This window comes from Streptomyces mirabilis (genome assembly GCF_039503195.1).
Lineage (GTDB): Bacteria > Actinomycetota > Actinomycetes > Streptomycetales > Streptomycetaceae > Streptomyces > Streptomyces mirabilis_D.
This window is the reverse complement of record NZ_JBCJKP010000001.1, coordinates 5,509,930-5,530,842: the sequence shown is the minus strand read 5'-3', so window position 1 is coordinate 5,530,842 and position 20,913 is coordinate 5,509,930. Positions and strand designations below refer to the sequence as shown.

Annotated in this window: 22 protein-coding genes and 3 pseudogenes; 18 read left to right on the top strand and 7 right to left on the bottom strand. The window is 72.0% G+C overall.

Features of this window, described 5'->3' with window-relative positions:
• Window positions 1-19: 19 nt before the first annotated feature.
• The 3 genes from AAFF41_RS25595 to AAFF41_RS25585 all read left to right on the top strand — a co-directional run bounded on the left by AAFF41_RS25595 (window position 20) and on the right by AAFF41_RS25585 (window position 1,977).
• A complete protein-coding gene (locus tag AAFF41_RS25595; protein WP_343326350.1) occupies window positions 20-727 on the top strand; it encodes an RES domain-containing protein in 708 nt (235 codons plus the stop codon).
• A 379-nt stretch (window positions 728-1,106) separates the two neighbouring features.
• A complete protein-coding gene (locus AAFF41_RS25590) occupies window positions 1,107-1,526 on the top strand; it encodes a hypothetical protein (protein WP_054234135.1) in 420 nt (139 codons plus the stop codon).
• A 55-nt stretch (window positions 1,527-1,581) separates the two neighbouring features.
• Window positions 1,582-1,977, top strand: a complete 396-nt coding sequence (locus tag AAFF41_RS25585; protein WP_054234136.1) for a TOBE domain-containing protein — start codon at window positions 1,582-1,584, stop codon at window positions 1,975-1,977.
• A 109-nt stretch (window positions 1,978-2,086) separates the two neighbouring features.
• On the opposite strand, the pseudogene AAFF41_RS25580 reads toward AAFF41_RS25585, so the two are convergent.
• Both AAFF41_RS25580 and AAFF41_RS25575 read right to left on the bottom strand, forming a co-directional pair.
• Window positions 2,087-2,452: pseudogene (locus AAFF41_RS25580) on the bottom strand (NAD(P)-dependent oxidoreductase); the annotation flags it as partial.
• Window positions 2,453-2,492: 40 nt separating this feature from the next.
• Window positions 2,493-2,834: pseudogene (locus tag AAFF41_RS25575) on the bottom strand (molybdopterin-dependent oxidoreductase); the annotation flags it as partial.
• 175 nt (window positions 2,835-3,009) lie between these two features.
• Here AAFF41_RS25575 and modA point away from each other — a divergent pair.
• From modA to AAFF41_RS25545, 6 genes are all read left to right on the top strand, one after another.
• On the top strand, window positions 3,010-3,834 hold the full coding sequence (modA, locus tag AAFF41_RS25570; protein WP_319752613.1) for a molybdate ABC transporter substrate-binding protein: 825 nt from the start codon (window positions 3,010-3,012) through the stop codon (window positions 3,832-3,834).
• Window positions 3,831-4,685: a molybdate ABC transporter permease subunit gene (modB, locus tag AAFF41_RS25565; protein ID WP_319752614.1), complete on the top strand. Its 855-nt coding sequence runs from the start codon at window positions 3,831-3,833 to the stop codon at window positions 4,683-4,685. Before modA ends, modB begins: the two co-directional genes overlap by 4 nt.
• Window positions 4,682-5,767, top strand: coding sequence for an ABC transporter ATP-binding protein (locus tag AAFF41_RS25560; protein ID WP_343324675.1), 1,086 nt, complete (start codon window positions 4,682-4,684; stop codon window positions 5,765-5,767). Before modB ends, AAFF41_RS25560 begins: the two co-directional genes overlap by 4 nt.
• A gap of 94 nt (window positions 5,768-5,861) precedes the next feature.
• Window positions 5,862-6,323: a cupin domain-containing protein gene (locus AAFF41_RS25555; protein WP_257040340.1), complete on the top strand. Its 462-nt coding sequence runs from the start codon at window positions 5,862-5,864 to the stop codon at window positions 6,321-6,323.
• A gap of 199 nt (window positions 6,324-6,522) precedes the next feature.
• A complete protein-coding gene (locus AAFF41_RS25550; RefSeq protein WP_319752616.1) occupies window positions 6,523-6,945 on the top strand; it encodes an ATP-binding protein in 423 nt (140 codons plus the stop codon).
• 125 nt (window positions 6,946-7,070) lie between these two features.
• Entirely contained in the window at window positions 7,071-7,928 is an 858-nt protein-coding gene (locus AAFF41_RS25545; protein WP_343324674.1) for a hypothetical protein, read from the top strand.
• 72 nt (window positions 7,929-8,000) lie between these two features.
• Here AAFF41_RS25545 and AAFF41_RS25540 read toward each other — a convergent pair whose 3' ends face one another.
• Both AAFF41_RS25540 and AAFF41_RS25535 read right to left on the bottom strand, forming a co-directional pair.
• Window positions 8,001-8,279: an SCO5918 family protein gene (locus AAFF41_RS25540; RefSeq protein WP_319752618.1), complete on the bottom strand. Its 279-nt coding sequence runs from the start codon at window positions 8,277-8,279 to the stop codon at window positions 8,001-8,003.
• A 244-nt stretch (window positions 8,280-8,523) separates the two neighbouring features.
• Window positions 8,524-8,727, bottom strand: a complete 204-nt coding sequence (locus AAFF41_RS25535) for a cold-shock protein (protein ID WP_010986199.1) — start codon at window positions 8,725-8,727, stop codon at window positions 8,524-8,526.
• Between the two features lie 433 nt (window positions 8,728-9,160).
• On the opposite strand from AAFF41_RS25535, the gene AAFF41_RS25530 reads away from it, so the two are divergent.
• Window positions 9,161-10,162 carry a hypothetical protein gene (locus AAFF41_RS25530; protein WP_343324673.1) on the top strand — a complete coding sequence of 334 codons (1,002 nt, stop codon included), beginning with the start codon at window positions 9,161-9,163 and terminating at the stop codon, window positions 10,160-10,162.
• Window positions 10,163-10,233: 71 nt separating this feature from the next.
• Here the strand turns inward: AAFF41_RS25530 and AAFF41_RS25525 are convergent, their stop codons facing one another.
• Both AAFF41_RS25525 and AAFF41_RS25520 read right to left on the bottom strand, forming a co-directional pair.
• Entirely contained in the window at window positions 10,234-11,016 is a 783-nt protein-coding gene (locus tag AAFF41_RS25525; RefSeq protein ID WP_319752621.1) for a L,D-transpeptidase, read from the bottom strand.
• Window positions 11,006-11,617, bottom strand: coding sequence for a SigE family RNA polymerase sigma factor (locus tag AAFF41_RS25520; protein ID WP_388409811.1), 612 nt, complete (start codon window positions 11,615-11,617; stop codon window positions 11,006-11,008). The genes AAFF41_RS25525 and AAFF41_RS25520 overlap by 11 nt, the downstream gene beginning before the upstream one ends.
• 134 nt (window positions 11,618-11,751) lie before the next feature.
• On the opposite strand from AAFF41_RS25520, the gene AAFF41_RS25515 reads away from it, so the two are divergent.
• From AAFF41_RS25515 to AAFF41_RS25485, 7 genes are all read left to right on the top strand, one after another.
• Entirely contained in the window at window positions 11,752-12,720 is a 969-nt protein-coding gene (locus AAFF41_RS25515; protein WP_343324672.1) for a L,D-transpeptidase, read from the top strand.
• Between the two features lie 245 nt (window positions 12,721-12,965).
• Window positions 12,966-13,469 (top strand): SigE family RNA polymerase sigma factor, encoded by a 504-nt coding sequence (locus tag AAFF41_RS25510; RefSeq protein WP_343326349.1) that lies wholly within the window; start codon window positions 12,966-12,968, stop codon window positions 13,467-13,469.
• The gene (locus tag AAFF41_RS25505) at window positions 13,466-14,167 is read left to right on the top strand and encodes a hypothetical protein (RefSeq protein ID WP_343324671.1); all 702 of its coding nucleotides are present in this window, start codon (window positions 13,466-13,468) and stop codon (window positions 14,165-14,167) included. The genes AAFF41_RS25510 and AAFF41_RS25505 overlap by 4 nt, the downstream gene beginning before the upstream one ends.
• Entirely contained in the window at window positions 14,164-16,047 is a 1,884-nt protein-coding gene (locus AAFF41_RS25500) for a transglycosylase domain-containing protein (RefSeq protein WP_343324670.1), read from the top strand. The genes AAFF41_RS25505 and AAFF41_RS25500 overlap by 4 nt, the downstream gene beginning before the upstream one ends.
• Complete coding sequence (locus AAFF41_RS25495) at window positions 16,044-16,265, top strand: hypothetical protein (protein ID WP_054234148.1); 222 nt, start codon at window positions 16,044-16,046, stop codon at window positions 16,263-16,265. The genes AAFF41_RS25500 and AAFF41_RS25495 overlap by 4 nt, the downstream gene beginning before the upstream one ends.
• Window positions 16,266-16,356: 91 nt before the next feature.
• The gene (locus AAFF41_RS25490) at window positions 16,357-18,195 is read left to right on the top strand and encodes an alkyl/aryl-sulfatase (protein ID WP_319752625.1); all 1,839 of its coding nucleotides are present in this window, start codon (window positions 16,357-16,359) and stop codon (window positions 18,193-18,195) included.
• Window positions 18,196-18,264: 69 nt separating this feature from the next.
• Window positions 18,265-18,849 (top strand): GNAT family N-acetyltransferase, encoded by a 585-nt coding sequence (locus AAFF41_RS25485; protein ID WP_319752626.1) that lies wholly within the window; start codon window positions 18,265-18,267, stop codon window positions 18,847-18,849.
• Between the two features lie 357 nt (window positions 18,850-19,206).
• Here AAFF41_RS25485 and AAFF41_RS25480 read toward each other — a convergent pair.
• Window positions 19,207-20,549: pseudogene (locus AAFF41_RS25480) on the bottom strand (helix-turn-helix domain-containing protein).
• Between the two features lie 152 nt (window positions 20,550-20,701).
• On the opposite strand from AAFF41_RS25480, the gene AAFF41_RS25475 reads away from it, so the two are divergent.
• On the top strand, window positions 20,702-20,863 hold the full coding sequence (locus AAFF41_RS25475; RefSeq protein ID WP_164331390.1) for a hypothetical protein: 162 nt from the start codon (window positions 20,702-20,704) through the stop codon (window positions 20,861-20,863).
• Window positions 20,864-20,913: the final 50 nt, after the last annotated feature.

Sequence of the window (20,913 nt, the reverse complement as noted above, 5' to 3'; positions counted from 1 at the left end):
CTCAGCAACGAGGACCAGGATGAACAACAGCCCTTCGGCGGTGACCACAGCCCACTTACCGTCCCTCGTCCCCGCTCCGGAACGCGGAGTGTGGCGGCTGGGCAAGCGGGACCACCCCAAGGAGTACAACCGGCTCGAACCCGAGACCAGCCAGGGCTCCAGCGCGGGCCGCTTCAGCCTCGCCACCTACGGAACGCTGTACTGCGCCAGCGATCCGGCCGGCTGTTACGCCGAGGCGCTCGCGCCCTTCCGCGTCCACCCCCAGCTGCGGGGGCTCATCGGCCACGAGTGGGACGAGCGGCCCAGCCACATGAGGCTCGGCCACCTGGCCTCGGGCTGGCGCGAGGACCACATCCTGGTCCGGCTCGAACCCGCGAAGGACGCCCAGTTCCTCGACGTCGACGCCGAGGCCACCCGGGCCGTCCTCGCGCGCGAACTCCGGGGCGAGCTGGCGGCGTGGGACATCGAGCCCCCGCTCACCGACCTGCACATCCACGGGCGCGACCGCAGGCTCGCCCGGCAGATCGCGGCCTGGACGGTCGCCCAGCGCAACGACGCCGGCCACCGGCTGGCCCAGGGCATCGCCTACCGCTCCGGATACGGCGGGCGCACCTGCTGGGCCATCTTCCACGACGTCGATCTCGTCGAGGCCGAGCGGCGCCCCATCCAGCCGGAGTCCCCCGAACTGCGCGCGGTCGCGGCGGAGTACGGCCTGCGGGTCTTCTGAACGGGGCAGGTAGATCTCCTGATCGGGGCACGTGGATCTCCTGATCGGGGCACGTGGATCTCCTGGACGAGGGCCTTCAGGTCCGCCGAACGGCGCCCGTCCCCCGGGCGTTCGGCCGCACCCGCGTCGCCCGATCGAGCGGTGCTCCGTCCCGTACCCATCGACGGCGCCGGATAAAACCCCTGGTCAAACCCCTCACGCCACTTTCGAGGTGGGATTTCACAGGGGATTGAAGGGGGAAAACGGTGGAGTGAGAGACCCTCGGACGGGTAGACTTCCCTCAACACAACTGAGGAGAAGCCATGTTGACACCCCGTCTGTCACCCCTCGCGCCATCCCGCGTCTTACCCGTTTCATGACCGCCAGGAAGCGAGGAATCATGCAGCCACTGCGAGAGTCCGCGGTCAAAACGGTCACCACGAGCGTCACCGACACGGTCACCGAGACCACCGCGCACGCCAACACGGTCCAGAAGTCGATCGCCGACATAGCGCGCTTCCTCCAGGACAACTTCGGGCAGAAACTCACCGCGTTCATCGCCGGTATCGAGGACCCGAAGCAGGTCGGCAAATGGTCCAGCGCCCAGAACAGCCCGAGAATCGACTCCGAGCTGCGCCTGCGGGCGGCCTACCAGGTGTTCCAGATCATCGAGCTCCAGGAGAACTGCCACACGGCACGCGCCTGGATGATCGGCATGAATCCGCAGCTGGAGGACGACTCACCGCTGCAGGCCATCGCCGAGGATCGGCACAAGGACGTGATGGCGGCGGCCCGCTCGTACGTCAAGGGCGATCTCTGACGCGCCCCACGGGCTTGCTTGCATATGCAAGGATCTCGCGCCTATCTTGGCGCGCATGCAGTCCTACACCATCGGTCAGGCGGCCCGGCTGCTCGGCGTGAGCCCGGACACCGCACGGCGGTGGGCGGACGCCGGGCGGATGGCGACGCACCGGGACGAGGGCGGGCGGCGGCTGATCGACGGGCGGGATCTGGCCGCGTTCTCCGTCGAGCTCGCCAAGGGCGGCAGCGGTGAGGAGGACGCCTCCTACACCTCTGTGCGCAACGCGTTCCCGGGCATCGTCACCGCCGTGAAGCTCGGCGACGTGGCGGCCCAGGTGGAGATCCAGGCCGGACCGCACCGGCTGGTCTCCCTGCTGACCCGGGAGGCCGTGGAGGAACTCGGCCTCGAGGTCGGCATGGAGGCCACCGCCCGCGTGAAGTCGACGAACGTGCACATCGACCGGGTCTGAACGGGCGGCGGCCGACTGCTCCCCAGCGGCTGGCGGCGTACCACTCGGCGGCTGGCGGCGTACGAGTCAGCGCGTGCCGGCGTACGACTCAGTCGTAACGACGTACGACTCAGTGTGTGACCGAGTACGAGTGCGCCCCCGTCCCCGCCGGCGCACCCCCGTCGACGATCAGGTACTCGTCCCGGATCGGGGTCCCGTCGAGCCAGGACTCCAGGATCTCCCGGGTGCCCGCCGCGTAACGGGCCTGTGCGGACAGCGACGAACCCGAGATGTGCGGGGTCATGCCGTGGTGCGGCATGGTGCGCCAGGGGTGGTCGCCCGGCGCGGGCTGCGGATACCAGACGTCGCCCGCGTACCCCGCCAACTGCCCGTCGCCCAGGGCCCGTTCGACGGCATCCCGGTCCACGGTCCGGGCCCGCGCCGTGTTGATCAGATAGGCGCCGCGCTTCATCGTGGCGAGCAGCTCGTCGCCGAACGGGCCTTCAGCAGGCGTTGTCCGCCGCGATCCGCCGTCTCGCGAGGAGGACCGGGGCGTGCCCGAAGTCCGGGTCGATCTCGGCCCAGGTGAGGAGCGCGTGATGGCCGTCCGCCCCGGCCACCGCGATGGGGAAGCGCAGCCGGTCCGTGCGGCGGGCGGGGTCGAAGCCCGGTCCGGCGTCGTGCAGGACGTCGTGCAGCAGGGGCCCCTCGAAGCGGTGGTGCTGTACGCCGCTGGTGGCGCACTCGAAGCTGACCCGGGCCCGGTGCTGGGGCCAGGCCAACAGGTCGGGCACGGTCAGCCGGACGGGGCGGGCGAGGTCTCCGGTCAGGGCGACCGACGCGAGCGAGTGAGCGGGCGAAGCCGGGGACTGCCCCACTGGGCACCACCTCCCGAATGTCCGTACCCAGGAGGCGGTCCCGTACAAACGCACATGCGTACACCCGGGCATCGATCGCGCAGCTCATGCGATGGCACAGGAGACTTCCGGCTTGCATCTGCGGAAGTATGATCGGCGTAGGCATGCCTGAGGCTTCCGAGGGAGTAGACCCGTGATGACCCGATCCACGCGCCGGACCCGCACCCGCACTCTGCGCGTGGCCGGCGTCGGTGCCGCCGCGCTGCTGGCCCTGAGCGCCTGCTCGTCCTCCGACTCCGGCTCCTCCCCGACGTCGGACACCTCGGCCTCCTCCTCGCCGAAGCCCTCCGGCACGGTGACCGTGTTCGCCGCCGCCTCGCTCAAGGAGAGCTTCACGACCCTGGGCAAGGAGTTCGAGAAGGCCAACCCGGGCACGAAGGTCACCTTCAACTTCGGCGGCAGCGACACGCTCGCCGCCAGCATCACCGGGGGCGCCCCGGCCGACGTGTTCGCCGCCGCCAGCCCCAAGACGATGGCGATCGTGACGGACAAGAAGGACGCCGCGACCACGCCCGCGACCTTCGTGCGCAACCAGTTGGAGATCGCGACCCTGCCCGGCAACCCCGACAAGGTCGCCTCCCTGAAGGACCTCACGAAGTCCGGCCTCAAGGTCGTACTCTGCGACAAGACGGTGCCGTGCGGCGCCGCCGCGCAGAAGGCGCTGGACGCCAGCAAGCTGAGGCTCACCCCGGTCTCCTACGAACAGGACGTCAAGAGCGCCCTGACGAAGGTGGAGCTGAAGGAGGCCGACGCCGCCGTCGTCTACAAGACCGACGTGAAGGCGGCGGGTGACCAGGTGGAGGGCGTGGAGTTCCCCGAGTCGGCCAAGGCCATCAACGAATACCCGATCGCCCTGCTCAAGGACGCGCCCAACGCGAAGGCGGCGAAGGCGTTCATCGCGCTCGTGCAGTCCGCCGAGGGCCAGAACGTGCTCACCGCCGCGGGGTTCCTGCAGCCGTGACCGAGCTGGACGTCTCCGACGCCGCGGCCGACATCCTCACCGGTGAGCCGCGGCGCCCGCGCGTCCGGACGGCCGGGGTCCCGCTCCCCCTCCTCCTCCCCGCCCTGGTCGGCCTGGCCTTCCTCCTGCTCCCCCTGCTCGCCCTGCTCGTACGAGCCCCCTGGCGGGACCTCCCGAACCAGCTGACCAGTACGGCGGTCTGGCAGGCGCTCCAGCTGTCCCTGGTCTGCGCCACGGCGGCGACCGGGGTGAGTCTGGTGCTGGGCGTGCCGCTGGCCTGGCTCCTCGCCCGTACGGACTTCCCCGGCCGGGGCTTCGTGCGGGCCCTGGTGACGCTGCCCCTCGTGCTGCCCCCGGTGGTGGGCGGTGTGGCGCTGCTGCTGGCGCTCGGGCGCAACGGCGTCGTCGGGCAGTGGCTGGACTCGTGGTTCGGGATCACGCTGCCGTTCACCACGGCGGGCGTCGTGGTCGCGGAGGCGTTCGTGGCGATGCCGTTCCTGGTCATCAGCGTGGAGGGCACGCTCCGCGCGGCCGACCCGCGCTACGAGGAGGCCGCCGCGACGCTCGGCGCCTCCCGGTTCACCGCGTTCCGCCGGGTCACCCTGCCGTTGATCGCGCCCGGGATCGCCGCCGGCGCCGTACTGGCGTGGGCGCGGGCCCTCGGCGAGTTCGGGGCGACGATCACCTTCGCCGGCAACTTCCCCGGGCGCACCCAGACCATGCCGCTCGCCGTCTACCTCGCCCTCCAGAACGACCCGGCCGCCGCGATCGCCCTGAGCCTGGTCCTGCTGGCGGTGTCGATCGCGGTCCTTGCGGGCCTCAGGGACCGCTGGACGGCGGCGCCGTCATGACGGACCCGACGCTTCCCCCGGGCAAGCCCTCCGCCTGCGACAAGGGCCTCTACGCCCACCTGGTGGTCCACCGCGACGCCTTCCGTCTCGACATCGCCCTGGCCGCCGCGCCCGGTGACGTCGTCGCGCTGCTCGGGCCGAACGGGGCGGGCAAGAGCACCGCGCTGCGAGCGCTGGCGGGGCTCACGCCGTTGTCCGACGGCGGCCGGATCCGGCTGGACGGCGCGGACCTGGGGCGTACGCTGCCCGAGGCCCGCCCGGTCGGCGTCGTCTTCCAGGACTATCTGCTCTTCCCGCACCTGTCCGCCCTGGACAACGTGGCGTTCGGGCCGCGCTGTCAGGGCGTACCGAAGGCGGCGGCGCGGGAGCGGGCCGCGCGGTGGCTGGACCGGATGGGGCTGGCCGAGCACGCGGCCGCCAAGCCGCGCCGGCTGTCCGGCGGACAGGCGCAGCGCGTCGCGCTCGCCCGCGCGCTGGCCACCCACCCCCGGCTGCTCCTGCTCGACGAGCCGCTCGCCGCGCTGGACGCCCGCACCCGCCTCGATGTGCGCTCCCAACTCCGGCGCCACCTCAGCGACTTCGAGGCCGTCGCCGTACTCGTGACGCACGACCCGCTGGACGCGATGGTGCTCGCCGACCGGCTGGTCGTCGTCGAACACGGCCGGGTGGTCCAGGAGGGGACACCGTCGGACATCGCCCGCCACCCGCGCACGGACTACATCGCCCAGCTCGTCGGCCTGAACCTCTACCGGGGCGCGGCCGAGGGCCACACCGTACGACTGGACACGGGTCCGGCGATCACCACGACCGAGGACCTGACCGGGCCCGTCTTCGTGGCGTTCCCGCCCAGTGCCGTCACGCTGTACCGCGACCGTCCGACCGGCTCCAGCGCGCGCAACCTCTGGCGGTGCGAGGTCGCGGGCCTGGAGACGCACGGCGACCAGATCCGCGCGGACCTCACCGGAGAGCTCGCGCTCGCCGCGGACCTGACGACGGTCGCCGCGGCCGAGCTCGACCTGCACACCGGGGCGCCGGTCTGGGCGACGGTGAAGGCCGCCCAGACGCACGCGTATCCGGCCTGACGGGGCCTGAAGAGGGGGAGGGGCCACTCCTCCCGGGCACTCCTCCTGTGAGACACGGGAGCGGCCGGAGAACTTTCGAACGGAAGGACGGAAAGTGAACACGAGCACCGATCCGGAGAAACCGGCGACGGCCGCCGCACTGGGCATGCGGAGGCATCCCGAGGGCGGCTGGTTCGTGGAGACGTGGAGGGCTGCGCGGGACTTCCACCCCGACGGCTACCCCGGTCCCCGGGCCGCCGCCACCGCCATCTACTTCCTGCTGTCCCCCGGGGAGACCAGCGCCTGGCACACGGTCCGCTCCGACGAACTGTGGCTGTGGCACCGCGGCGGCCCCCTCGACCTGCTCCTCGGCGGCGACGGCGAAGCCCCGGACGCGGAGCCGGCGGTCCTCCGTCTGGGCCCCGCCCTGGAAAGCGGCGAGCGCCCGCAGGTCCTGGTCCCCGGCCACGTCTGGCAGTCCGCCCGCCCGACCGGCGACCGAGAAGTCCTGGTCAGCTGCGTGGTGGCCCCCGGCTTCGACTACGCGGACTTCCGCCTCCTCGGCAACGGGCCGTGAACCCCGGGCAACTCTGCCGTGAACCACCAGCAACTCTGTACATCCTTGGCGGCTTTGTGACCTCCGCCCCTGGTTGCCGATCGCCGGGGGCGGGCATCACCCGAAGGCAGGACCGGCCGCGCACCATGTGCGCGGGTCCCGGCCGGCGGGGGTCCGGTCGCCGGGTACCGGTTGTCCTGGGAGGGGAAGTGAGGTTGTCATGCGTGCGCACCAGCGCGCCGTCCGACTGACCGCCCGCGTGGAGTACACCCTGCCGCGCGCGGCCGTTTCGGCAGGCAGGGCCCGCCGGTTGACCTCGGCGTTCCTGACCCGTCCGCGTCCGCGGACGGCGGCGCCGACCGCCGACCAGGTCGACGACGCCACGCTCATCGCTTCGGAGCTCGTCGCCAACGCCGTCCGGCACGGCCGTACGGGCTGCCGCCTGCGGCTGCAGCTGGGACAGGGCGGCGAGGTGACCGTCGAGGTCCATGACGACAGCCCCGGCCGCCCCCGGGTCGGCCTGGTGGACACCGACGCCGAAAGCGGCCGCGGTCTCGCGATGGTCCAGCACCTCGCCCACCGCTTCGAGGTCGTCAACACGGGCGTCGGCGGCAAGACGGTCCGGGCGATCCTGGCGGTGTAGCCCCGCCCGCCTCCCCCGGGAGAGTGACCCGGAGCGGCCCGTCCAGCGGAGTCGACCGGTGGAGAGCCCGCCCGCAGGTAGAGACAAGCATGCGCTTCTCTCCTCACGAGCCTCACGAGCTCCCCGTGCCGCAACCACCGCGCGAGCCGGGCAAGCCGCGCGAGCCGCGCAAGAAGATCTGGGTGGCGGCGATCGCGGCCACGACGGCGCTGGCGGGCGCCCTGACCGCTCTCCTGCTGCTGCTCCCCGGCAACGGCGGCGCGTCCCCGCACCCGGTCTCGGCGGACGAGGCCCAGCGCATGGCACTGGCCCGCTTCCGCGCGTACGAGGCGAGTCCTGCGGAGGTGACGGTGCGGCTGCCCGCGGCGGAGACGGGAGACGGGACGATCACGGTGCGTGCGGTGGTCGACCACCATGTGCACCGGGCCGTGGGCGCCTACGAGATCGTCGACGACACCCGGACCGTGCAGGGCCTGCTCGCCTGGGACCTGGAGGGCATCGCCGTGGCCCGCCCGCCGGCTGCGGCGCCCGGCGCCGAGCCCGGCCGAACGATGACCAGGCCCCCCGCTCCGGACATCGTGACGACCGCCGCGCAGGCCGTCCGCAGGGCCGGCACCCTCAAGCGCGAGGAGTGGACCCGCCGCCCCTACTCCACGGCGCCCCTGGACCGAGCCCTGCGCCTGGTGGTGTCCGTGGCCGCGGACCGGCCCGACGACGCGGCGCTCCTCGCCCGTTCGGGTCCGTTGTGGCTGCGCGACGAGCGTCTGGACGGCCACGGTTACGGCGTCTTCTCCGGCCCGCGCCCCACCCCGAGCGTCTCCGCGAGCCCCGCTGACGACTCCACTCTCACCTACTGGATCGACGCCGACGGCAATCTCCGCCGTGTCACGGCCCGGATGTCGCCGGGCCACTACGCGACGGTGGACTTCGTGGCGACGAGGGTGCGGACGGTCGTCCCCGGCGCCCCGTGGACGAAGGGCTGAGGAGACCTTCTTCGGCCGCGCCGGTCCGGCCGGTCCGGAGAAGGGCCCGGAGCTGCTGGGCCGAACGGGGTGTTACGCGGTCTCGGCCCAGCTGGGGACGGCTGAGCGGGTCGGGGTGACAACAGGGTGGCAGACGAAGCCCAGACGGGTGAGGGCGCGGGCGACCTCGAGCTCGGTGAAGTCACGGCGGTCCTGCTTGGTGATGACCTCCCCGACCTGCTTGACGGGGTAGGAGTGCGGGCCGATGGCCACGGACGCGCTGGTGACGGGTTCGGGCTCGCGGCCCGCCATCGAGTGCTCGACCTCACTCTTGATGAGGTCGAAGGGGAAACGGGCGATCACACAACGCATGGTGTCTCCGCGGGATGAAGTTTCACGGCGCCGGAAGGTGGGCACGGCGGAGCGGAAAGTGGGCACAGCGGCCAGAAAATTCGCCGGAAATTCAATCCGGGACGACCGGGAACGGCGGGGCTGAACCGGGGCCGACCCGGACGGAAGAAAAAAGCAGGTGGCCGGGGCCCGCACCTCATGGTGCAGGTCCCGGCCACCTGTAAGCGTCGGCCGACTCAGAAGTCAGGCGTCAGCAGGTCCCGGACTAGGCGGGGACGATGTTCTCCGCCTGCGGGCCCTTCTGGCCCTGCGTGACGTCGAAGGTCACCTTCTGGCCTTCCTGGAGCTCACGGAAGCCCTGGGTGGCGATGTTCGAGTAGTGGGCGAAGACGTCGGCGCCGCCGCCGTCCTGCTCGATGAAGCCGAAGCCCTTTTCCGCGTTGAACCACTTCACGGTGCCAGTAGCCATGTCAAATCTCCTTCGGGGCAAAGCTCGAGGACCCACACTGTGCGGGTCCGCGTCGCCGCAATGATTGCCCCATCCGGAAAAACTTCCGGATAATTCAGAAGCGACCAACCGGTACGGACCGGAAAGTACGCTCCAAGACTTTGGGAACCACAACTGCAACTGATATCGACACTAGCACGTGCGGCTCCCGAAGGGCGGCGCACTATCTCACCCCACTTCGGGGAATAAAAAAACCGCCCGGACGGCGGCCCATTTTCTACCACGGTCATGACAGATATGTGCCCGCAGAGCCTCGCCGGGGCGGTCCCGCGGGCAGTGGCGGGGTGATCGGCCGGGCCGCTCACCCGGACGGCCCGGTGCGACTGGTGGGCCGCCGGGCCCGGTGGTGGCGTGGGAGGGACACTCGCGCGTCCGCCCCCTGGAGGCCCCCGCCATGAAGGTTCCGACCGGTCCGAGCGGTCCGTACCGTCTCCTCACCCGCGCCCTGACCGCGGGCGTCCTGGTGTCGGCGTCCGCGTGCTCGTTGCACGGCGCCATGAGACCCGCGGACGCGCCGTCCGTCGTGCCGCCCGCCACCTCCACCACCCCCTCCCTCACCGACGCCCAGGCCTCGGCCGCGCTGATCACCCAGGGCGAGCTGGGCGGTCGCTGGTCCGCGACACAGGGCGGGGCGACCTGGCGGGACGGGCTCCTCAAGACCAGGACGGACGCGCCGGACTGTCAGCGGCTGCTCGACGGTCTGTACGCCGAGGATCTGCTGGGCGAGCCGACGGGTGCCCGGGCCGTCGTGGGCCTCGACGAGAGCGGCAACGCGGCGCAACTGCGCTATCAGGTCGCCGCGTACGCCGCTCCTTCGGAGGTGGACGCCAAGCTGGCCTGGTTGCGGACGCTGCCCTCGAAGTGCGCGCAGTTCACGTCCACGGACGTGCGGGGTGGGCGGGTCAACGTGACGGTCGCGCCGTCGGTGTTGCCCGGGGTGGGCGATGCGCGGGAGGGGCTGCGGCTGACGATGAGCGGTGCGTCGGCCGCCAACGCCGGTGACGGTTCCGGCGCGGCGCCGATGCTGACGCTGGACTTCGCCGCCGTGCGGGTCGGGGACCGGGCGGTCTCCCTCACCAACGGCGGGCTCGGCGGAGCGGCACAGGACTCCACCCGGCAGGCCGTCCAGGTCGGTACGCAACGACTCCAGGACGTCCTGGCGGGCCGACCCCCCACCACCGCGCCGGCCACCCCCACCACCGCGCCGGTCGACCCCACCACCATGCCGGTCGACCCCACCACCACGCCGGTCAACCCCCTCACCGGCAGACCCACCGAACCCCTCACCGAAAGCCCCGCCGACACCGACAACACCACGGCCGACACGGCCGATACAGCCGATACAGCCGATACGGCCGACACCGCCGACACCGCCGACACCGCCCAGGAGGGCTGACCCCGGCGCCCGACACCAGGACGGGGCTCCAACCCCGAACCCCCGTACTCGGTTCGGCGCAACGACGGCACCTACCCGGCCGGAACCGCCACCACGGACGGCTCTGTGGGCACGGACGGCGCGGGCGTGTCGGCGGTCCGACCGGGATAGGTCGCGGCGCCGCCGGTGCCGCCCGGCAGGACCGTGCCCACGGTCGCCGACGGCGACAGGTCCGTCGCCGGGGTCGGGGTGGTCGCGCCCCTGATCTCGATCACCGCGCCCGGCTCCAACTGCTTGTACAGCCATACCGCGTCCGCGCGGCGCAGGCCGATCCATCCGGTCGTGACGTCGTAGTTCCCGGGGGCCTTCTCGTCGCTCGTGAGGGTTCCGACGAAGTTCGTCGTCCCGTCGGCGGCACGCAGGCCGATCACCCAGGCCACTTTCTGCAAGTCCTTGCCCGCGAACAAGGACAGCGTCCTGACGCTGTCCTTCGTGACGACCATCATCCGTCCCGTGGCCGTTGGGTAGCGGACGGAACCGGAGGAGATCGGCAGGTCACGGCCCGCGACCGTCAGCATGCGCCGCGAGAGGTCGACGGTGGCGTCGGGCGCGGCCGGGGAGGGGGTGCTGGGCGGGGCGGTGGGGCTCGCGGCCGGGGAGGGGCGGTCCTCGCGGTCGCCGCCGGTCAGGTTCAGGGCCACGACCAGGGCCAGGCTCGCGGCGGCGCAGGCACCGGCGACGGTCACGGCGGTCCATCGAAAACGGCGGCGCCTGCGGCGTACGGCACGCAGCCGGATCTCGGCGCCGGACATCGACGGGGGAGTCTCGGCGTCCTGGGCCAACTCTCGCAGGCCGGAGGCGAGTTCATCGGACACGGTCGTCCTCCCTCTTCCCCTCGTCCGTCGGATTCAGCAAGCGCGCGGAGCGCGGCGCGTCCGGGGAGCCGGCGGACGGCTTCGCCCTGTCCGCGCTCTTCCTGCCCCCGTCGACGGTCTCCCACTCGTCCGCCGTCGCCAGCGTCCGCGCCAGCGCCGCCCGGCCGCGGGACAGCCGGGCCTTGACCGTGCCCACGGGGGCACCGGTTTCGGAGGCTACCTGCTCGACACTGAGGTCGCACAGATGGTGCAGGACCAGCGCCATCCGCTGCGCCTCGGGCAGCGTGCGCAACGCGGCCACCAGCGCGGTGCGCTCGGGGTCGGGGCCCGGCGTGTGCTCGGGCGGCGGGGTGCGGCGGACGAGTTCCAGCCAGCGGCGCGCGCGACGCCAGCGGCTCACCGCGAGCCGCATCGCCACGGTCCGTATCCACGCCTCCGGCGCCCCTTCGGCGAGGAACTCCCGCCGCCGGTCCCAGGCGCGGACGAACGCCTCCTGGACGACGTCCTGCGCCTCGCCGTGGTCCCCGGTGAACGCGTACAGCTGACCGGTCAGCCGGGGGAACGCGGCGGCGTAGAACGCGTCGAACTCTTCCTCGGTCATGCCCCCCGTCTCTTCCTCGGTCGTGCCCCCGCCGAAGACTTCGGAATTTCAACCGCCCCGTGCAACCCGGCGGTCCGTGCCGTGCGTACAGGTCCCGTACGCCGCACATCGAAACACACCGCAGGGGGATCAGGATGACCAGGAGAGCCAGGAGCCGTCGTATCGCGGCCGGTTGGACGGTGGCCACCCTGTGCGCGCTCGCACTCGCCGGCTGCTCGAAGGGGGCGGTGACCGGGAGCGCGGACACCGAGGTGGACACGGCGGCGAAGCCGGACACGACGGCCGGTCGGACGCCGACCACCCGGCCCGTCAAAACGACACCCCTCGCGAAGCTGACCGGCGCGCACATCAGCATCGCCGACGGGCAGACCGTGGGCGTCGGCATGCCGATGTCCGTGACCTTCGACCACGCGATACCGGCCGGTGAACGCGCCGAGGTGGAGCGGCAGTTGAAGGTCGACGCGGATGTCGAGGGCTCCTGGAGCTGGGTGAAGGACCGCAATCTGCTGGAAGGACAGCGGGTGGACTTCCGGCCGCGCGCGTACGAGGCCCCGGGCACCGCGGTCACCGTCCGGGCGGGCTCGGGCATCACCCGGCCCTTCACCGTGGGCCGTTCGCTCGTCGCCACCGTCGACGAGCGCACGCACATGATGAGAGTCGTCAAGGACGGGCAGACCCGGAACGTGCCCATCACCGCGGGCGCCCCTGGCATGGACACCTGGAACGGCACGATGGTCGTCTCCGACAAGGCGACCAAGGTCTTCATGAACTCGCAGACCGTCGGCTACGGCGACGCCTACGCGGGCTATTGCTCCTACGCCGTCCACCTCACCACCTCCGGGACCTACCTCCACCAGAACCCGAAGGCCCATACGTACGCCGGGCACCAGAACGTCACCCACGGGTGCGTCGGACTCGCGACGGACGGCACCGCCAGGAAGTTCTACGACGAGGTCATCCCCGGCGACGTCATCACCGTCGTCGGCTCCAAGGACACGGTGGCCGTGGGCAACGGCTACGGCTACGGCTACGGCTACGGCTACGGCTACGGCGACTGGAACGCGGACTGGGCCCAGTGGCGGGCCGGCAGCGCGCTGAAGTGAGCGTGCGGGCGGGGGAGCCGGGTGTTCAGGTCCCGGCTCCCCCGCCCGCCCGCACCCCCCACGTACCCGACTCCGAGGAACCGCAGGCCGTGCCCCACACCTCCTCCCCCGCCTCCTCCGACGCCGCGTCCCACCACGTTCCCCCTGCCGCCTCGCATGCCACCTCGCACGCGGCCACCAGAACCGCCGACGCGCCTGCCGGGAAGGGCGAGTTCGCCCCGTACGCCACCGCGGTCTGGCCCCGTCTGGTCCGCACCGCGCACCTGCTCACCGGCGACCTCCACGAGGCCGAGGACCTCGCGCGGACCACGCTGGCCCGGGTCCGCGCCCGCTGGCGGCGCATCCCGCGCAACGACGTCGACTTCTACGTACGGCGCTCCCTGGTCAGAACCCACCTCGGCCGGACGCGGAGGAGACGCGCCGCCCGGATGCTGACACCGCTCCTGCCCGAGCGGGCGCGCCGGGCCCTACCGGATCCCGCGGGGGCCGCCGGCCGAGGGGACGCGCTCGGCCGGGCGCTGTCCGCGCTGCCCTCGCGGCGGCGGGCCGTGGTGGTGCTGCGCCACTGGGAGGGACTGGGCGAGGCCGAGATCGCGCAGTTGCTCGGCTGCTCGGCCGGCACGGTCAGGGCGCATGCCCGGCGCGGCCTCGCGGCCCTGCGCGCCCATCCCTCCCTGGGCCCTGTCGTCACCCCCTCCGCCGCCCCGTCCCCCGCTCGCCGACACCCCGTCTCCGGAGCCCGCACATGAAACGTCACCGCAAGTTCCCGCGTCCGACGGCCGAGTCCGAGCGGCTGCGCGAGGTGTTCGCCGAAGCCGCCCACGACGTCACCCCCTCGGCCGTGCCGCTGGCCGCCATCGAGCGCGCGGGCCGGCGGCGCGGGCGGCGCCGTACGGCCGCGGTGGCGGGGTCCGCGTGCGCGCTGCTCGTGGTCCCGCTGGCCGTGGTCGCCCTGCGCTCGGCCGTGTCCCCGGGCTCGGGCGACGAGCGGGGGACGTCCCCCTCCGGTACGCCCATGGCCACGGTGCGGGTCGTGACCGCCGGCGAACGGGTCGAGGTCGCGCACGGCATCAAGATCTGGCTCACCGAGGACGGCGCGCACTGGTCCACGGCCGCCGGCTCCGGCCCGCTGTTCAGCAGTGTGAAGGACGGCGCCGACGAGCCCGGCGTCACCGTCCAGCAGGAGGGCGCGGGGGACTGGGGGTATTTCCTCTCCGGTGTCTACCGCGGCAAGCGCGAGGCGGCGCGGGTCGTGATCGAGACCACCGCGGGCCAGGTCCCGGGCACGGCCCTCACCCTCGCGGGCGGACCGCGCTGGGGGGTCTGGTACGCGATGGTGAGCACACCGAAGTCGGTCGCCCCCGGCAGGCCCGTCGATGTGACCAGGAGAGTCACGGTGTACGACTCGGCGGGCGGGGTGACGGCGAGCACGGGGGCCGGCCGGTGAACGGCGCGGACGTGGGCACGGGCGGAGGCGCCGGCGGCACCGGCGTCGCTGTGGTCGCCGATGACCACGACAGGGGCGGCAGCCCCGGTCGCGGACGCCACGGCGCCGGTGGGCGCGGCCGGCTCACGGCGGGCCTGCGACGCAGGCTCGTCAAGCGGCGGATCCGTATCCGTCGCACCCGCGGGCGCCGACTGCGCCGCGCGCTCGTCGTCCTGCTCGCGCTGCTCGCGAACCTCGTCGGCGCGGCCGTGGTGGCGTACCACCTGACGAAGATCCCCGAGCCGCACCCGGAGACGGCCATGCAGAGCACGGTCTTCGTCGACGACCACGGGGACTACCTGGGCCGGCGCGGCCCCGTGGACCGGCAGGAGATCCCGCTCTCGCAGGTCCCCCGCTATGTGCAGGAGGCGGTGATCGCGGCGGAGAACCGGTCCTTCCGCACGGACACCGGGATCTCCCCGAAGGCGATCGCCCGGGCCGCCTGGTCGACGGTGAGCGGCGGCGGCCGGCAGGGCGGCTCCACGATCACCCAGCAGTACGTGAAGAACGCCCTGCTCAGCCCGCAGCAGTCGCTGTCCCGCAAGGCACGTGAGGCCTTGATCTCGATCAAGCTGGACCGCACCCGTTCGAAGGACGAGATCCTGCAGGGCTACCTCAACACGGTGTACTTCGGCCGGGGCGCGGCCGGCATCCAGTCCGCCGCCAGGAACTACTTCGGCGTCGACGCCAAGGACCTCACGGTGAGCCAGGGCGCGGCGCTCGCGTCCGTCATCAACATTCCCTCGTACTACGAGAAGGCCGGCTCCGACCCGAAGGTGACGGCCAAGCTGGTGGACCGCTGGGAGTGGGTGCTGGACGCGATGGCGCACAGCGGCGCGATCACGTCCGCGCAGCGGGCCGGGGCCCGTTTCCCGGCCTTCCGTTTCTATCCGCCGGGCGACACGGACGGCCAGCGCCAGTACCTCATCGACGCGGCCGCCTCGGAGGCCGCCGACCGGCTCGGCATCACCGAGGACCAGCTCGCCCGCGGTGGTTACACGGTCCGTACGACCTTCGACCTGACGGCGCAGGACGCGACGGCGGAGCTGGCGGCCGACGGCACCGAAAAGAAGACCGGAGAGAAGACCGGGGAGAAGACGGCCGAGGAGAAGGCGGCCGAGGCGAAGGCAGGTGGGAAGAAGCCGGCCGAGGTGAAAACGACCGGGGACGTCCGGGTCCACACGGCCGTGGTCGCGCTGGTCCCGGGCGACGGCGCGGTCCGCGTGCTGTACGGCGGCGCGGACTACGCCAGTCAGCCCTTCAACGACGCGCGGGACGGAGCGGTGGAGGCGGGCACCGCGCTCCAGCCGTTCTCCGGCATGAAGCTGCTCGCCCCCCTCACGGACCTCACCCGCACCGCGGCCCCGACCCCGATCCGGCTCGCCTCCGCGTACGCCACGGCGGCGGCACACGGCGTCTACGCCACGCCGTACGCGGTCGCGAAGATCACCCGCGCGGGCCGCACCCTCTACGAGGCCCACCCTCGCACCCGTGCGGCCATGACACGCGCCGACGCGGGGATGGTCGCCAAGCTCCTGTACGGCCGGTCGGACGCTCCTCCGGCCACCCGGACCGGCGCCGCGGGTCTGCGCACGCTCTGGCAGACGACCTACGACGAACATCTCACCCTCACCGTCGCCCTCTTCGCGGAACACCCGGCCAAGGGCAAGAAGGCGGCCCTGCCCGCACCCCTCCCGTACACGGCGGGGAGCCGTTCGCTGTCCGTCTCCGAGGGCGTCTGGTCCAAGATCGTCGGCACCGCCGAAGGCCACGATCCGGCTGCGGAACCAAATCCGGGGCTTCCAACCGGCCAAACAAAGCCCATACTGGCTACACGATGACGAAACCCTCCGCGCCCCGGCGCCACCTGCCCACCAGCCCCTTCGCCGCCCCGGTCGTCCCCGTGGCCAAGGAATTCAGCCTCGGAGACCGGGTCACCCACGACCAGTTCGGCCTGGGCACGATCATCGGTGTCGAAGAGGGCATCGCCATGCTCGTCGACTTCGGCTCCCGCCAGGCCCGCATCCTCAGCCCCTACACCCGGATGGACCGGCTCTGACGCACGTCACGAGCCCACACCTCGCGACCGCGCACCTCACGAACGGCCCACTCCACTAGCCGCTCGCCGTTCGTCGGCAGAGGCTGGACGTATGACCGTCCCGGCGCGTGATGACCTTCCTTTCGACGATCTCACGGACTTCGAGAACGCCGATCGGGGGTTCATCGCGGCGTTGGACCCGCCCGTGATCACCGACGCCGAGGCACAGATCGTCTACGACGGGAACGCGTACGCGTTCCTGGACGAGGAGTGCCCCGACACCGCGCACCCAAGCCTGTGGCGGCAGTCACAGCTGTGCGCGCGCCACGGCCTGTACGAGGTCACCGAGGGCGTGTACCAGGTGCGCGGCCTCGATCTCTCGAACATGACCCTCGTCGAGGGCAAGCACGGTGTGATCGTGATCGACCCGCTGATCTCGGCGGAGTGCGCCGCTGCCGCGCTCGGGCTCTACCACGAGCACCGGGGCGCACGGCCCGTGACCGGGCTCCTCTACACCCATTCCCACGTCGACCACTTCGGCGGCGCCCGCGGAGTGGTGGCGCACGGCAGCGAGAGCGGACTGCCCGTCCTCGCGCCCGAGGGATTCCTTGAGCACGCGGTCAGCGAGAACGTCTTCGCGGGCAACGCGATGCTGCGACGGTCGGCGTTCATGTACGGCTCCCGGCTGCCGAGGGCCCCGCGCGGCCAGATCGGTACCGGGCTCGGCACCATCACCTCCGCCGGCACCGTGACGCTCATCGCCCCGAACGTGGACATCACCCGGACGGGGCAGGAGGAGACCGTCGACGGTGTGCGGTTCGTCTTCCAGCTCACGCCCGGGACCGAGGCGCCCGCCGAGATGAACTTTCTGCTCCCCGAGCAGCGCGCCCTGTGCGTGGCCGAGAACGCCAGCCACACCCTGCACAACGTGCTCACCCTGCGCGGGGCCCCGGTCCGCGACGCGCACGTGTGGGCCCGCTACCTCGACGAGACGATCGACGTGTTCGGTGACTCCTACGACGTGGCGTTCGCCTCCCACCACTGGCCGATCTGGGGCCGGTCGAACGTCGTCAGGTTCCTCGGCGAACAACGGGACCTGTACGCCTACCTGCACGACCAGACCCTCCGGATGCTCAACCGGGGCCTGACCGGCACCGAGATCGCCGAGGAACTCCTGCTGCCGCCCGCGCTGGAGAGGGCGTGGCACGCCCGCGGCTACTACGGCTCGGTCAGCCACAACGTCAAGGCCGTCTACCAGCGGTACATGGGCTGGTACGACGGCAACCCCGCCCACCTCTGGGAGCATCCGCCGGTCGAACTCGGGCGGCGGTACGTGGAGTTGGCGGGCGGCCAGACGGAGACCCTGGTCAAGGCCCGGGCGTACGTCGACGCCGGTGACCTGCGGTTCGCCGCCACCCTGCTCAACCACCTGGTGTTCTCCGACCCGTCCAACAACGCGGCCAAGGACACCCTCGCGGGCGTCTACGAACGGCTCGGGTACGGCGCGGAGAACGGGACCTGGCGCAACGCCTACCTCACGGCCGCCCTGGAACTGCGCGCGGGCACCGCCGACATCCCCGTCGACACCACGAGCCCCGAACTGACGTCCGCGCTGACCGTGAGCATGCTCCTCGACTCGCTCGCCGTCCGTATCGAGGGCCCTCGCGCCTGGAACGAACACCTCACCCTCGACCTCGTCGTCATCGACGAGCAGCGCCGCCACCGCGTCAACCTCCACAACGGCGCCCTCACCCACCGCGCCATGCCGGTCCACCACACCCCGAAGCCCCACGCGGACCTGACCCTGACCCTCACCCGCCCGGAACTGCTCGGGGTCGTGTCGGGCCGGGGTCTCGCGGGCATCGAGTCGGACGGCGACACCACCGTGCTGGCCCGGCTGCTGTCGTACGTCTCGGAGCCGGACAAGGCGTTCCCGATCGTGACGCCGTGAAGCCCCCGGGAGGGCGTGCCGGGGAAAACCGTTCGACAGGTCGGGCCCCCTGCGATGAGGATCCGCGCTGTGACAGACAACGCTGCAAGAGACAACGTCGAGCGGGCCGCCCGCGTCCTCCCCGCCGGCCCGAAGACGGTGCGATTCGTCGAGGTGACGAGCGCGGCCATGACCGCCCTGCTGGAATCCGACCTCGACCGGGCCGGTGCCGAGGTGGGGGCCGAACTCACCGAGTACTTCCTCAGCGACAGCGCGCGCTGGCTCTGGCGCTACCGGCTGAACCAGCTGGCCGCGCGGCCCGAGTGCGCGGGATGGCTGTCCAAGGTCGTGATCGCCGAACCGGAGGGTACGGTCGTCGGCTTCGCCGGGTTCCACGGGCCACCGGACGAGACGGGCATGGTGGAGATCGGCTACTCCGTGGACCCCGACCACCGCCGCCGGGGCTACGCACGGGCGATCCTGGCCGCGTTGATGCGCCGGGCCGCCGCCGACGCCCGGGTCCGGACCCTGCGCCTGACGATCAGTCCCGACAACGCCGCGTCCCTGGCGACGATCGCCGGGTTCGGCTTCACGGAGGTCGGCGAACAGTGGGACGAGGAGGACGGCCTCGAAACCATCTTCGAGATCCCCGCCTCCGAGATATCCGCCTCCTAGACACCACTAGGGGTGCGCGCTACCGCCGCTCGTAGCGGTTCTCCGGCTCCTTCACCGTCGTCACGGAGGCCGCGTCCAGCACCGGCGGCCGAGCCGTACTGGCGTCCGCCGCACGGCACGTGATGAGCAACCGGGCCAGATACCGGCTCCCGTCGGGGCGCCGCCGGCTCTACGGGTACTCGTTCTCCACGCCGCCGTTTCCCGCCCGCCGCGAATGTGCGACTCCGGAGTCCAGCCCGTACACCTGTCCAAGACCCGGCAATCCCCAAAGACCCCCTGTACGCCCCCGCCGAGCTTTTGGAGGCGCGGGGAACTGCGCGGCCGACCCCCACCCACCCGCAGTCGCAGGACCGACGGTTACAGCGGGGGCTGGGCCGGGGCCGGCCCAGGGTGGTGGTGCCGGGGGCCGTACGGTGGCCGAGGCCCGTGCGGTAGGCGTCGAGGGCCGCTTCCACCCGGCCCGTGCGGCGCAACAGGTCCCCGAGGAGCCGGCACAGATCGGCGAGATCCCCCGCCGCACCCGCCCGCTCGAGAAGGCTCAGCGCCCGCACGTAGTGCTCCTCGGCGGACTCCGTGTCCCGGGCGTCCTCGGCGATGATGCCGAGCAGGCGGTGCGCGCCGGCCGAGTGCACGGCGCCGCGCTCGGGACTGAGGTCACCGAGCACCTCGTGGAGGAGGATGGCCGCCTCGGCCGACTTTCCACGCCGGTGCAGTACGTCCGCGAGCTCCACGTTGACCTGGCTCGTGTACAGCGCGGCGCGCTTCGCCGAGAGCATCGCCTGCGCCTCCCGCAACTCACTCTCCGCCCGCTCCAGTTCACCGTTCTGCGCGTACAAGTAGCCGCGCATCCAGTGACAGTTGGCCAGCTCGGTACGGATCTGGAGCTGCCGGTACAGCTCGGAGGCCTTGGCGAGGGAGGCGTCGGCCTCGGCGACCCGGCCCTCGGCGATCATCGTGCGGGCGACGGAGCGGTGCATCCGGGCGACGAGGGCCGGATCACCCACCTGGGGCGCCAGGGCGAGCGCGAACTCCGCCGCCTGCGCGGCCCGCGCATGGGCGCCCATGTCCATGTACGGGGCGATGACGCCCGTGTAGAGGAGCAGCAGCGCGTCCGGGTCGTGCATCCCCGTGCGGTTGAGCTCGTCGAGGGTGGACTCGAACAGATAACAGGCGTAGCGGAGTTCACCGGCGAGGTAGTGGGACACGGCCCGGCCGCGCAGGGCGGGCACCCGGTTCGGCAGGGGCGCGTCGCCGAGGCGCTGTTCCGAGGCCTCGAAACGTTCCCGCGCGGTCTCCAGGTTCCCGGTCTCCAGGGCGCATTCGCCGAGCCCGAGCAGCGCCGCGGCCTGCTCGGCGACAAGCCCGTGTGCGTCCGCCTCCACGAGGAGCGCGTCGTACTGCTCCGCCGCGACCTCCGCCTCGCCGGTGGCGAGCGTGCGCTGGGCGTCGGTGAGCCGCAGCCGCAGATCGGTGGCGAGGTGGGCGGGGCGCCCGGTCGCGATCTCCTCGTACGCCACCCCGAGCCGCTCGGCGATGTGCCGCAGCGCGGGCTCGGAGGCCCGCACCCGCCCGGCCTCCAGGGTGGAGATGTACGCGGGCGTGTACGCCGGTTCCGCCAACTGTTTCTGCGTCAGTCCGCGTTCCGTACGCAACTGCTGAACCCTGCGCCCGATGACCTCCGGGCCGTCACGCTCCGCCATGGATTAAGCATGCCATTAACCCGACTTACACTCGGCCAACTTTTGACTATCGTCCAACTCCCCTTGCTCCCCTTGCCCTTTGATGCTTCGAACCCCTACGTTAAGCGGCGGATTAAGCCTGCTTAATACGCCGCTGTTGTTGCGAGGTCGCCATGCTCCGACGTATTTCCGCGCGCTACTTCAGAGGATTCGGCGCGGCCGTCGTCGCCGTCGCCGCCCTGGTCCTGGCAGCGAACGCCGGCCCCGCCCGGGCGGCCGAAGCCACCGTCCCGCACCTCCAGCACCTCACGGGCCACGCGCAAGCCCTTCGATAGACCGGCCGCCGACGGGAACTCCCCCGTCCCGTCGGCGGCCCCTACGCTGG